General features: G+C 71.0%; 9 protein-coding genes. 5 read left to right on the top strand and 4 right to left on the bottom strand.

Annotated features, from left to right (window positions below):
• Window positions 1-31: 31 nt before the first annotated feature.
• The 4 genes from KQY30_RS06185 to KQY30_RS06170 form a co-directional block, all read right to left on the bottom strand.
• The gene (locus KQY30_RS06185) at window positions 32-1,000 is read right to left on the bottom strand and encodes a PHB depolymerase family esterase (protein WP_217305937.1); all 969 of its coding nucleotides are present in this window, start codon (window positions 998-1,000) and stop codon (window positions 32-34) included.
• 267 nt (window positions 1,001-1,267) lie between these two features.
• Entirely contained in the window at window positions 1,268-2,041 is a 774-nt protein-coding gene (locus KQY30_RS06180; protein WP_046507809.1) for a creatininase family protein, read from the bottom strand.
• Window positions 2,038-2,763: a FadR/GntR family transcriptional regulator gene (locus KQY30_RS06175; protein WP_217305936.1), complete on the bottom strand. Its 726-nt coding sequence runs from the start codon at window positions 2,761-2,763 to the stop codon at window positions 2,038-2,040. The genes KQY30_RS06180 and KQY30_RS06175 overlap by 4 nt, the downstream gene beginning before the upstream one ends.
• Window positions 2,764-2,795: 32 nt before the next feature.
• Complete coding sequence (locus KQY30_RS06170) at window positions 2,796-3,836, bottom strand: LacI family DNA-binding transcriptional regulator (protein ID WP_217305934.1); 1,041 nt, start codon at window positions 3,834-3,836, stop codon at window positions 2,796-2,798.
• 396 nt (window positions 3,837-4,232) lie between these two features.
• On the opposite strand from KQY30_RS06170, the gene KQY30_RS06165 reads away from it, so the two are divergent.
• From KQY30_RS06165 to KQY30_RS06145, 5 genes are all read left to right on the top strand, one after another.
• Window positions 4,233-5,531, top strand: a complete 1,299-nt coding sequence (locus KQY30_RS06165) for an ABC transporter substrate-binding protein (protein WP_217305933.1) — start codon at window positions 4,233-4,235, stop codon at window positions 5,529-5,531.
• A 133-nt stretch (window positions 5,532-5,664) separates the two neighbouring features.
• Window positions 5,665-6,534, top strand: a complete 870-nt coding sequence (locus KQY30_RS06160; protein WP_254407541.1) for a carbohydrate ABC transporter permease — start codon at window positions 5,665-5,667, stop codon at window positions 6,532-6,534.
• A gap of 110 nt (window positions 6,535-6,644) precedes the next feature.
• On the top strand, window positions 6,645-7,466 hold the full coding sequence (locus KQY30_RS06155; RefSeq protein WP_217310776.1) for a carbohydrate ABC transporter permease: 822 nt from the start codon (window positions 6,645-6,647) through the stop codon (window positions 7,464-7,466).
• Window positions 7,467-7,503: 37 nt separating this feature from the next.
• A complete protein-coding gene (locus KQY30_RS06150; protein ID WP_217305932.1) occupies window positions 7,504-8,862 on the top strand; it encodes a glycosyl hydrolase in 1,359 nt (452 codons plus the stop codon).
• Window positions 8,863-8,994: 132 nt separating this feature from the next.
• The gene (locus KQY30_RS06145) at window positions 8,995-12,042 is read left to right on the top strand and encodes a glycoside hydrolase family 38 C-terminal domain-containing protein (RefSeq protein ID WP_217305931.1); all 3,048 of its coding nucleotides are present in this window, start codon (window positions 8,995-8,997) and stop codon (window positions 12,040-12,042) included.
• The last annotated feature ends 26 nt before the right edge of the window (window positions 12,043-12,068 follow it).

Below are 12,068 nucleotides of genomic sequence, written 5' to 3'. Positions count from 1 at the left end.
CGGGGGGTGACTCAGGGGGACTTGGCAGGGCTCAGCGGTGGGACGCGGGGGTACGGAACCGGCTCAGGAACCGCCACATGACCTCGTGCGCCTCGATGGTCTGGGTGGTGTAGCCGCCGCCGCTGTAGCTGTCGGCGCCCGGCCAGGTGTGCCCGCCGTCGGTGACCGCGACATGCTGCACCTCGGCGCCCCGGTCGCAGTCCCGCCAGCGCGAGACGGTGATGTCCGGCTCGGTCACGCGGTCGCGGGCGCGGTCGTCACAGCCGTTGCGGTCGGCCCAGTCGGCCACCCAGTCCCGGATCGCGGGCAGTCCGCGGTCGGCGTCCCCGGCGTACGGGATGGTCACGTCACCGGTGCCGTGGAAGTCGATGAGCGGTACGGGGCGGGACGGCCGGCACTCCTCGCCGGTCGGATAGAGCGCGGCGGCCACCGGGGCGATGGCGGCGATCCGGTCGGCGGCGCGGCAGGCGAGCAAGGTGCTCACGAAGCCCGCCCCGTTGGACTTGCCCGTGGCGTACACGCGCCGCTCGTCGACACAGAGCGTGGCTTCGATCCGGTCGAGGAGGTCCTCGGTGAACCGGACGTCGTCCACACCGGCCGCCGCGTACGGCGCGCCCTGCCAGGCCTGCCGGTCGCCGTCCCCGGTACCGATGACCCCGTCCGGGTAGACGACGACGGCCGGAAGCGTGGAGAGCTTGGAGAACTCCTCGGTGCCCGCACCGGTGTTGCCACGGCCGTGGAAGGCGAGGACGACCGGCCAGTCGCGCTTCTCCGTGTAACCGTCCGGGAGATGGAGCTGATACGTACGGTCGCGGCCACCGCTGCTGATGGTGCCCCGGGCGCTGGTGCCGGGCTGTTGCGGGGCGGGGAGGCGGCAGGCCGTCTTGGCGGGCTTGGCGGGCTTGGACTGCGGCGCGGCCGCGGCCGCCGGTACGGCGCTCGCGCCGACGCACAGGGCAAGGCTCACGACGGCGGTCGCCATTCGCTGGAGGGAGTTCATGGCAGGCTCCTTCTGCCGTACGCCTCAAGGCGGACGGCCGGCTGGTTTCCGGGCAGGGGTGCCCCACACACGGGGGGCGGGATCGCGCGCGGCTCGGGCGCGATGAAAGAGGTGCGGTGCGCGTGCTGCGCGCGGTGCGGGTGTCGTACGGGCAGGTTCTGCCTACGGCACCACGCGCGCCCTTACGAAAGGCCTTGGGGGAGAGCCCTTACGGAAACAGGGGCGGGGCGCGGTGCCGTACGCGGGGGAGCGGCGGCGGAGCCGGTGTCAGGCGTCCAGCCACTCCTTGACGAAGGCGACCACACGGACCACGACGGCGTCGACGACCGCCTGTCCGTCCTCGGCGGTCGCCCGGCGCGGGTCACCGAGGATGCCGTTGTCACTGAGCCGGTCGTAGCGCACGGCGAGCGCGGGGTGGCTGCCGTGGCGCGAGAGCCGGGAGAGCGGATCGAGCTGGGCGGTGGCGGTCGTACCGGCGGTGAGCCGGCCGGTGCGCACCAGCCCGGGGGCGAGATGGAGCATCTGCGCGGTCTCCGCCTCGCCGCTGTGTCCGTGTACTTCGCTGACGCCCATGCCGGCGACGACATCGGCGGCGAGCGCGGTCACGGGCGTCCAGGCGAACTGGAGGCCGGGGTGGGTGGTGAGCAGGTCCTGCGCCACCGTGGCCAGGGTGGCGTTGTTGCCGCCGTGGCCGGTCACCACGAGCACCTTCCGCCAGCCGTGCCGGTGGAGGCTCTCGACGTACTCACGGATCACCGCGGCCAGGGTCGTGGTGGTGAGCGTGACCGTGCCCGCGAAGGCGAGATGGTGCGGGGAGACACCGACCGGCAGGTGCGGGCCGATGACCGCGCGCCCGTCCAGCGCGGCGGCCACCCGGTCGGCGACCGCCTCGGCCCGGATGGTGTCCGTGGCCAGCGGCATTCCGGGGCCGTGCTGTTCGAACGCACCGGCCGGGATGATGACCACGGGGCTCGCGGTGACGGCCTCGGCCGCCTCCTCGGTCGTCATCTCGGCCAGCCGCAGCGGCGGTCGGGCGCTCATCGGTCCGTGCCCGTCGCCGTGCCGTCGGCGTCCGCGTCCTCGGCGTCCGGGAAGTCGGCCGTGAGGACCGCCTCGCGGATGGACCCGAGATGCTCCCGGGTCAGCCGCTCGGCCGCCTCGGCGTCCCCGTCCCGTACCGCCTCGTAGATCTCCACATGCTCCGCGTGGTCCCGCGCGCGGTCGTTGTAGCGGTGCCGGATCTCCACCTGTTCCCGCGCCCTGACCTGGAGCAGTGCCTCGACGGCCTCCCTCAGCAGCGCGTTGCCGCTGGCGGCGGCCAGCGCCACATGGAAGTGGACCGCCTGACGCAGCGACTCCCGCGGCGGATGCAGCGCGTTGGCGGACGCCGCCTCCAGCTCCGAGACCGCCTCGGACACCCTCGTACGGGCCGCCGCCGCAGCCACCGCGGGCTCCAGGACCAGCCGCGCCTCGACGAGTTCGAGCACCGACTCCCGGCTCCCGCGCGGGAGATGGGGGTTGGCGAGCAGCCTCCGCTCACTGCCCGGTCCGACATAGGTGCCCGAGCCGTGCCGGAACTCCACCACACCGGTGGCCTCAAGTCTGCGCAGGGCCTCGCGGACCGTGGGCGTGGTGACGTCGAACCGGCGGGCCAGATCACGGGACGACGCCAAGGCGTCGCCCGGAACCAGCCGTTCGGTGCGGATGATCTCGACGATGCTGTCCGCGAGATGCTCGGACAGCGACAGTTCACTGCGACTCATGAAGTGAATAGATCACTTGATCTCTTGGGGTGTCAATGGTCGTGCCGTGAATGATTTCCGGCCAATGCCGGAGCGGTGCTCTCCCGCTCGATCAGCGTCGGGAGCGGTACGTGTACGGTCCGGGCGCCGCCCCCGTCGAGCAGCGCGGCCAGTTCACCCGCCGCGATCCGGCCGAACCCGACCGCGTCGCGGGAGAGCGCGGTGAGCCAGGGCCGTACCAGCCGGCACAGCGCCGAGTCCTCCCAGGAGACCACCGAGACATCGCCCGGCACGGAGAGGCCGAGCCCCGCCGCCGTCGCGGCGCCGGCCGCGGCCATCACGTCGTTGTCGTAGACGAGCGCGGTCGGCGCGCCGGTCTCCTCCAGGACCCGGCGCGTCACCTCCGCGCCCTCGGTGTCGGAGTAGTCCGTCGTCAGTGAGCGCACCTCGGCCAGCCCGCGCCGGGCCGCCTCGATCCGCAGCGAGCGGATGCGCCGCTCGGTGTGCGCGAGTGAGGGAAGGCCCGCGATATGGACGATCCGCCGGTGGCCCAGTTCGTACAGCCGGCCGACGATCGAGGCCATCGCGCCCGCGTCGTCGGCCCGTACCTGCGAGAGCGCCGAGTGCGGCCCCGTGTCGCCGTCGGGCAGCGCGCCGATCACCACACCGGGCAGGCCCAGTTCGTCCAGCAGTCCGGGCCGGGGGTCCTCGGTCCTCGGATCCACCACCAGGACACCGTCCACCCGGTGCTCCGCCCACCAGCGCCGGTAGACCGCGCACTCGGCGTCCACGTCTTCCACCACCTGGAGGAGCAGGCCGAGTTGGCGCTCTGAGAAGATCTCCTGGATGCCGGAGATGAGCTGGAGAAAGAACGAGTCGACGCCGAGGGTGGCGGCGGGTCTGGCCAGGACGAGACCGACCGTGGCCGACCCCTCGCCGGACAGCGCCCGGGCGGCGGTGCTGGGCCGCCAGCCCAACTGCTCGGCCACCCGGCGCACCCGGTCGCGCGTCACCTCGGAGACTCCCGGACGGCCGTTGAGCGCGAAGGAGACGGCACTCTCCGAGACCCCGGCGCGCTGCGCGATGTCCTTCATGGTCGGACGGCGGGCCGGAGTGCGCCTGGCCGCCGGGGCGTCCCGCGGAATGTCGCCCGGAGCGTCCCGCGGAGTGTCTCTGGCCGATGGCCGGTTCTCCGCCACTCCGGTGCTCCTTTTCCCGTACCTTCCGGCCGTACCGGACGAGCCATGTGGACCCTGGACTAATGCGCTTGAGTCCTTTCATCCTAAAGCGCATTAGTTCTTTCCCACAAGGAAGCTCCTCCAACTGCTCTGACCTGCCCTGATATAGGGGAGTCCGCTTTTGACGGACGAATGTGTTGACTTTCCCCCGGGCTCATTGCAGGGTCTGCGGGGAAAACGCAGCCGGGCCCGTCGTTCCGGGCTCCCGGACCGCCGTCCGCACGTCTGATCCGAGCAAAGGAGCCGTTCACCGTGCGCATCTCCCGCAGAGCAGTCGCCATGGCCACTGTTCTCGCCGCCGTCCTGCCGCTGAGCGCCTGTGGCGGTGGGGACACCGGCACCGAGGAGTCCTCCGACGCCTCGGGCCCCGTCAAGGGCCAGATCTCCTTCCAGACCTGGAACCTCCAGGCGAACTTCAAGGAATACTTCAACGGAGTCATCAAGGACTTCGAGAAGAAGTACCCCGATACCAAGGTCAGATGGGTGGACCGGCCGGCCGAGGGCTACGCCGACAAGCTCAGCGCGGACGCCGCCGCCGGCACCCTGCCCGATGTCGTCAATGTCTCCCCCGACCAGCTCGCCCCCCTGACGAAGGCCGGGCTCGCGCTGGACCTGGACAAGGACAGGACCGCGGCCGCGTTCCGCAAGGAGTATCTGCCGGACGCCTGGAAGAGCCAGCAGATACCGGGGGTTGAGGGGACGTACGGCTTCCCCTGGTACCTCAACACCGGCCCGATGTTCTACAACAAGCGGCTCTTCGAGGAGGCCGGGCTCGACCCCGAGAAGCCGCCGACCACCTACGACGAGGTCTTCGACGCCGGACTGGAGATGGCCAGGAAGACCGACGGCAAGGTCGCCACCCTCGGCCAGGTCCCCACCATCGAGGACTTCGGCCGCTACGGCGTCCAGCTCATGAACACGGAAGGCACCGGCTTCGCGTTCAACGACGCCAAGGGCGTCGAGATGCTCACCCGGTACAAGGAACTGTTCGACGCCAAGGCGCTCGACCCGCAGGCGCTCACCGCGACCCCCGAGTCCACGGGCAGCAAGTTCCTCACCGAGTCCGTGGCCATGAACCCGGGCAGCGCGCTCGACCTGGAGAACTTCAAGAAGCAGGCCCCGACGCTCTACAAGAACATCGGGATCACCGACCAGGTCACCAGCACCGGCAAGGTCAACATGTACGTGATGGGCGTGATGGTCAACGCCAACACCCAGCAGAAGCCCGCCGCCGTGGCCTTCGCCCACTTCGTGACCGACGCCACCCGCCAGATGTCGTTCGCCAAGGAGGTCGCCATCTTCCCCAGCACGCAGGGCTCCCTCGACGACCCGTACTTCACCAAGGAGGACGGCACCGACGAGACACGCGTACGGATCGCCGCCGCCAAGTCCCTGAAGAACGCGGTCAATTACACCCCGGTCCTGTTCAGCGAGCAGATGAAGACCGAGCTGCGCAACCAGGTGGCCAAGGCGCTCCAGGGCAAGGTGAGCCCCCAGGAGGCGCTCGACCGCGCGGTCGAGGCCTGCGACAAACTGCTGAAGCAGAGCTGAGCCGGAGACTGTGAAAAGCACCATCGCATCCAGGGCATACCCCTCGGACCCCGCCGCGGCGGGACTCGCGCCCCGGAGCCCCGGCTCCGGCCGTGGGCCCCGCCGCGGGCCCGGCAGCGGGCAGCGCCGCGGGATCAGCCGCCAACTCCCCCTCAGCCCCTGGCTGTTCGCCGCGCCCGGCCTGCTCGTCGTGGCCGCGTTCAGCCTCTATCCGTTCCTCAGTACCGTGCTGAACTCCTTCACCGACCGGCGGGTCCTGGTCGCGGGCGACTATGTGGGGCTCGCCAACTTCCGTGAGCTGGTCCACGACGAGATGTTCTGGACCGGTCTGCGCAACAGCACCCTGTACGTCGTCTGTGTCGTCCCGGCGCTGGTCGTCCTGCCGCTGCTGCTGGCCCTGCTCGTCCAGCGGAACATCCCCGGCATCGCCTTCTTCCGCTCCGCCTTCTACACCCCCGTCGTCGCCTCGATCGTGGTGGTCGGGCTGATCTGGGTGTGGATGCTGGACGACCGGGGGCTGGTCAACTCCCTGCTGGAGACCGTGGGGATAGGGAAGATCGGCTTCCTGAGCGACGAGTGGCTGCTGCTGTTCAGCGCGATGGCCGTGACGGTCTGGAAGGGCCTCGGCTACTACATGATCATTTATCTGGCCGCCCTGGCCAACGTACCGCGCGAGCTGCACGAGGCCGCTGCGGTGGACGGGGCGGGGGCCGTACGCCGGTTCGTGACCGTCACCGTACCGGCGGTCCGCTCCACCATGGTCCTGGTCGGGGCGCTGTCCTCGGTCGCCGCCTTCAAGGTGTTCTCCGAGGTCTATCTGATGGCGGGACCCACCGGCGGACCCGCGGGCGAGGACACCACCCTGGTGATGCTCGTCCAGCGCGTCGGTACGGGACTGACCGGCCGGGTCGGCTACGCCTCCGCCATCTCCGTCGTGGTGTTCGTCGTCACGGTCGCACTGATGCTGCTGGTGCTCCGCGCCGACCGCAAGGAGGACGCGTGACCTTCCCGCCCCCCACATCGACCACCCCCACATCCACCGCGTCCGCGACGACGGCGTCCGGGACGGCACGTACCACCGCGCGCGCCTTCAGCGACGCCGACGGGCGGCGGATCGCCCCCTGGCAGCTCGTGGTGCGCTACGTCCTGCTGCTCGCCGTGCTGGCGCTGACGGTCGGGCCGTTCCTCTGGCAGCTCTCCACCTCGCTGAAGGGCCCGCAGGAGGACATCTTCAGCTCCCCGCCGACGTTCTTCCCGAGCGATCCGACCCTGGACAACTACGGCCGGGTCGCCGACACCATCCCGGTCTGGGACTACGCGTTCAACTCGCTCAAGGTCGCCCTGGCCAGTGTGGTCACCAACTGCGCGGGCGCCGCGCTGGCCGGCTACGCGCTGGCCAGGATGCGCTACCGGGGGCGCCGGGCCGCGACGCTGGCCTTCATCCTCGCCATGCTCGTACCCGTCGAGGGCATCATCATCGCCCAGTTCACCACCATGCGGGACCTCGGTCTCAACAACAGCCTGCTCGGGGTGCTGCTGCCCGGATCCATCGGCGCGATGAACGTCCTGCTGATGCGCAACGCCTTCCTCAACCTGCCGGACGAGGTGGAGGAGGCGGCCTATGTCGACGGTGCCAATGTCTGGCAGCGGTTCCTCCTGATCGCCCTGCCCTCGGTCAAGGGCACCCTCGCGGTGGTCGCGATCTTCGCGTTCATGGGCGCCTGGGACGACTTCCTCTGGCCGCTGATCGTCCTCAGCGACCCGGAGAACTACACCCTGACCGTCGGACTGAACTATCTGCACGGCACGTTCGCCACCGACGAGCGGCTGGTCGCGGCCGGTACGGTCATCGCCGTACTCCCGCTGATCATCCTGTTCGCCTGCCTTCAGCGGTACTTCTTCCGCGGTGTCGGCGAAGGCGCAGTCAAGGGCTGACGAGTACCGCGACCAGAATCAGGACAACGTTGCCAGTATGAGCACTTCCGCACCACCCGCATCCGAACCGGCACCGGGGCCGACGCCCGCGCCCGGGCCGGCACCCGCGCCCGCACCGCGCTTCGGTGTCAACTACACGCCCAGCCAGGGCTGGTTCCACCACTGGCTCGACTTCGATCCCGATGCCGTACGGGCCGACCTCGACTCCATCGCGGACCTCGGGCTCGACCACATCCGGGTCTTCCCGCTGTGGCCGCTCTTCCAGCCCAACCGGACCCTGATCCGACCACGGGCCGTGGACCAGCTCGTCCAGCTCGCCGATCTCGCGGCCGAACGCGGACTGGACGTCAATGTCGACGGACTCCAGGGGCACTTGTCGAGCTTCGACTTCCTGCCCGCCTGGACCCGGACCTGGCACCGGAGGAACATCTTCACCGACAACGATGTCGTCTCCGCGCAGGCCGAGTATCTGCGGACGCTCTCCGCCGCCCTCGCCGACCGGCCCAACTTCATCGGGATGACCGTCGGCAACGAGATCAACCAGTTCTCCGGGCCGCCGCACCCCGATCCCGACCCCATCACCCCGGAGCAGGCGGTCGGCTGGCTCCGGCGGCTGCTGGCGGCGTGCGAGGAGGGGGCGCCCGGCCGGCTCCATCTGCACGCCGAGTACGACGCCGCCTGGTACCAGGACGGACATCCCTTCACCCCGGCGCACTCGGCCAGGATCGGCGCCGTCACCGCCGTGCACTCCTGGGTGTTCAACGGCACCGCCCAGCGGTACGGGCGTACCGGCACCGCCACCGAGCACCACGCCGCGTACATGATCGAGCTGTCCAAGGCCTGGGCGCTCGAACCGCACCGGCCGGTCTGGCTCCAGGAGGTGGGCGCCCCGGCGCCGGTGATCCCGGCCGAGCACGCCGCCGCGTTCACCGAGGCGACCGTGGCCAACGCACTGGACTGCGCCGACGTCTGGGGCATCACCTGGTGGTGCTCGCACGACGTGTCGCGTTCGCTCGCCGACTTCCCCGAACTGGAGTACACCCTCGGGCTGCTCACCAACGACCGGCGGGTCAAACCGGCCGGGGCGTCGCTCGCGCGGATCGTCGCGGAGCGACGTGGCCGGGAGTACGTGCCGGCGCCCCGTACCACCGCGCTCGTCGTGGACGTCGGCGACGGTACGGGCGGTACAGGCGGTACGGGCGGGAGCAGCGCGGACGGTGGGAGCGCGCCCACACGGGCGACCTGCGGCCCCGGCGGAGCGTTCTTCGAGGCCTTCGCCCGGCTCACCGAGGAGGGCGTCCGTCCGACTGCGGTTCTTGCGGGCCGGGCCGAGGACAAGGAGCATCTGGCGGGGCGCGGTATCACCGAGGTCGTCCGCCCGGACGAGGTCGGCTGATCCCGCGCGCCACCGCGGCCCCGTCCGAAGCACCGCCCCCGTAACCACCCGACCGAAGCCCCACCCGCCCGGCCAGCCGTATCCCCGCACCCGCACCCACCGCACCCTCACGCACCCCAGGAGCGTCCCCTCATGCACGACGACCGCAGCCTGGTCGAAGGCCGCCTCAAGCGGGTCCTCGACGAGCGCATCCGGCCCGCCGTATACCCCGAATCCGTACCGCTGGACATCGCCGTCTGGCACGCGCCGGGCGAGCCCGTACCGGTCGAGGAGGGCCTCGCGGCCCCGGCCGTGCCGATCGCGGCCGGCGACCGCTGGGGCGCCCCCTGGGGCACGAGCTGGTTCCGGGTCTCCGGCACCGTCCCCGAGCGGTGGGCGGGCCGCACCGTGGAGGCCCTGCTCGACCTCGGCTTCGACGAGAACATGCCCGGATTCCAGTGCGAGGGCCTTGTCTACCGGCCCGACGGCTCCCCGGTGAAGGGCCTCAACCCGCGCAACCAGTGGGTACGGATCGGCGCGCCCGTCGCGGGCGGCGAAGAGGTCCTGCTGCACATCGAGGCAGCCTCCAACCCGGTGATCCTCGACTACCACCCCTTCCTGCCGACCCAGCTCGGCGACAAGGAGACCGCGGGCACCGAACCGCAGTACACCCTCGCCCGGATGGATCTCGCGGTCTTCGACGAGACCGTCTGGCAGCTCGTGCAGGACCTGGAGGTGCTCGGTGAGCTGATGGCCGAGCTGCCCGTCGACGGCGCCCGCCGCTGGGAGATCCTGCGCGCCGTCGGCCGTGCCCTCGACGTGGTCGACCTCCAGGACGTCAACGGCACCGCGGCCGCCGCGCGGGAGCGGCTCGCCGAGGTGCTGGCCACCCCCGCGCCCGCGACCTCGCACCGCATCAGCGCGGTCGGCCACGCCCACATCGACTCGGCGTGGCTGTGGCCGCTGCGCGAGACCGTGCGCAAGGTGGCCCGTACGACGGCCAATATGACGGCCCTGCTGGAGGACGAGCCGGAGTTCGTCTTCGCGATGTCCCAGGCGCAGCAGTTCGCCTGGATCAAGGAGCACCGGCCCGAGGTCTACGCCAAGGTCAAGAAGGCCGTGGCGGAGGGCCGGTTCGTACCGGCCGGCGGCATGTGGGTCGAGTCCGACACCAATATGCCGGGCTCCGAGGCGATGGCCCGGCAGTTCGTGCACGGAAAGCGCTTCTTCCTCGACGAGTTCGGCGTCGAGAACGACGAGGCGTGGCTGCCCGACACCTTCGGCTTCGCCGCGGGACTGCCGCAGATCATCAAGGCCGCGGGCTCCAAGTGGCTGCTCACACAGAAGATTTCCTGGAGCAAGATCAATAGCTTCCCGCACCACACCTTCACCTGGGAGGGCATCGACGGGACGCGGATCTTCACCCACTTCCCGCCCGTCGACACCTACAACTGCGCCATGACGGGCGCTCAGATCGCGCACGCCGCACGGAACTTCAAGGAGAAGGGGGTCGCCAGGCACTCCCTCGCGCCGACCGGCTGGGGCGACGGGGGCGGCGGCACCACCCGCGAGATGATCGCCAAGGCCGCCCGGCTGCGCAGCCTCGAAGGCTCAGCCACCGTCGAGTGGGAGACCCCCGGCGCCTTCTTCGCCAAGGCCGAGGCCGAGCACGCGAACCCGCCGGTCTGGGTCGGCGAGCTGTATCTGGAGCTGCACCGCGCCACCCTCACCAGCCAGGCGAAGACCAAGCAGGGCAACCGCCGCAGCGAACACCTGCTGCGCGAGGCCGAGCTGTGGGCCGCCACCGCCGCCGTACGGACCGGGGCCCCGTACCCGTACGAGCAGCTCGACCGGATCTGGAAGACGGTCCTGCTCCACCAGTTCCACGACATCCTGCCCGGCTCGTCCATCGCCTGGGTGCACCGCGAGGCCCGCAGGACCTACGCGGCCGTCGCCGAGGAGCTGACCGGCGTCATCGGCACCGCGCAGCGCGCCCTCGCCGGTGACCCCTCCGGCTCCAGGACCCTGCTCTTCAACTCCGCGCCGCACAGCCGCGGCGGTGTCGCGGCGGGCGCGGCGGGCCAGGCCGCCGGCGGCGGCACCGCCGAGCTGCTGCCGCGCGAGGACGGCGGCTATGTCCTCAGCAACGGGCTGCTGGAGGTCGAGATCGATGGCCGCGGGCTGGTCGTGTCGGTGTACGACATCAGCGCCGAGCGGGAGACCGTGGCCCCCGGCGAGGCCGCCAATCTGCTCCAGATCCATCCCGACTTCCCCAACCAGTGGGACGCCTGGGACGTCGACGAGTTCTACCGCAACACCGTCACCGACCTCACCGGTCTCGACTCGATCGGCCCGGCGGGGGAGGCGGGAGCCGCGGCCGTGCGCGTCGTCCGCTCCTTCGGCGCGTCGAAGGTCACCCAGGTGCTGACCCTCGCGCCGGGCGCCAAGCGGCTCGACATCGACACCGAGGTCGACTGGCACGAGACCGAGAAGTTCCTGAAGGCCGCCTTCCCGCTGGACGTGCACGCCGAGCGGTACGCCTCGGAGACCCAGTTCGGGCATGTCCACCGGGCCACCCACACCAACACGAGCTGGGAGGCCGCCAAGTTCGAGGCCTGCAACCACCGCTTCGTCCATCTGGAGGAGCCGGGCTGGGGCGTCGCGCTGGTCAATGACTCGACGTACGGCCACGACGTGACCCGTACGGTCCGCGCGTCCGACTCCGGTACGACCACCACCGTCCGGGTCTCGCTGCTGCGCGCGCCCCGCTTCCCCGACCCGGAGACCGACCAGGGAGTGCACCGCTTCCGCCACGCCCTGGCGCCCGGCGCGTCCATCGGCGACGCCGTCCGCGAGGGCTACCGGATCAATCTGCCGGAGCGCCGCGTCCCCGGGGACACCGACGTGGCCCCGCTGGTCACCGTCGACAACGACGCGGTGGTCGTCAGCGCGCTGAAGCTGGCCGACGACGGCAGCGGCGATGTGGTCGTACGGCTCTACGAGTCGGCCGGCGGCCGGGCCAAGGCGCGTGTCGGCATCGGCTTCGAGGCGACCGGGCTCACCGTGACCGACCTGCTGGAGCGCCCGCTGCGGGACACGGGAGGCGAGGAGGGCCGGGAGCGGCCGGAGCTGACCGACGGCGAGGTACGGCTGTCGCTGCGCCCGTTCCAACTGGTCACCCTGCGGCTGGCCCGTGGCTGACGGCTGACCGGTCGCCGACCCGCCCG

The sequence above is a fragment of the Streptomyces sp. GMY02 genome (assembly GCF_019056675.1).
Lineage (GTDB): Bacteria > Actinomycetota > Actinomycetes > Streptomycetales > Streptomycetaceae > Streptomyces > Streptomyces odonnellii.
Note: the sequence above shows the minus strand (reverse complement) of the source record. Positions and strands in the feature narration are given on the sequence as shown.

Excerpts from the sequence above, each read along its gene's own strand:
- KQY30_RS06175 (WP_217305936.1), bottom strand. The coding sequence starts at position 2,763 with ATGAGTCGCAGTGAACTGTCGCTGTCCGAGCATCTCGCGGACAGCATC.
- KQY30_RS06185 (WP_217305937.1), bottom strand. The coding sequence starts at position 1,000 with ATGAACTCCCTCCAGCGAATGGCGACCGCCGTCGTGAGCCTTGCCCTG.
- KQY30_RS06145 (WP_217305931.1), top strand. The coding sequence starts at position 8,995 with ATGCACGACGACCGCAGCCTGGTCGAAGGCCGCCTCAAGCGGGTCCTC.
- KQY30_RS06170 (WP_217305934.1), bottom strand. The coding sequence starts at position 3,836 with ATGAAGGACATCGCGCAGCGCGCCGGGGTCTCGGAGAGTGCCGTCTCC.
- KQY30_RS06180 (WP_046507809.1), bottom strand. The coding sequence starts at position 2,041 with ATGAGCGCCCGACCGCCGCTGCGGCTGGCCGAGATGACGACCGAGGAG.
- KQY30_RS06150 (WP_217305932.1), top strand. The coding sequence starts at position 7,504 with ATGAGCACTTCCGCACCACCCGCATCCGAACCGGCACCGGGGCCGACG.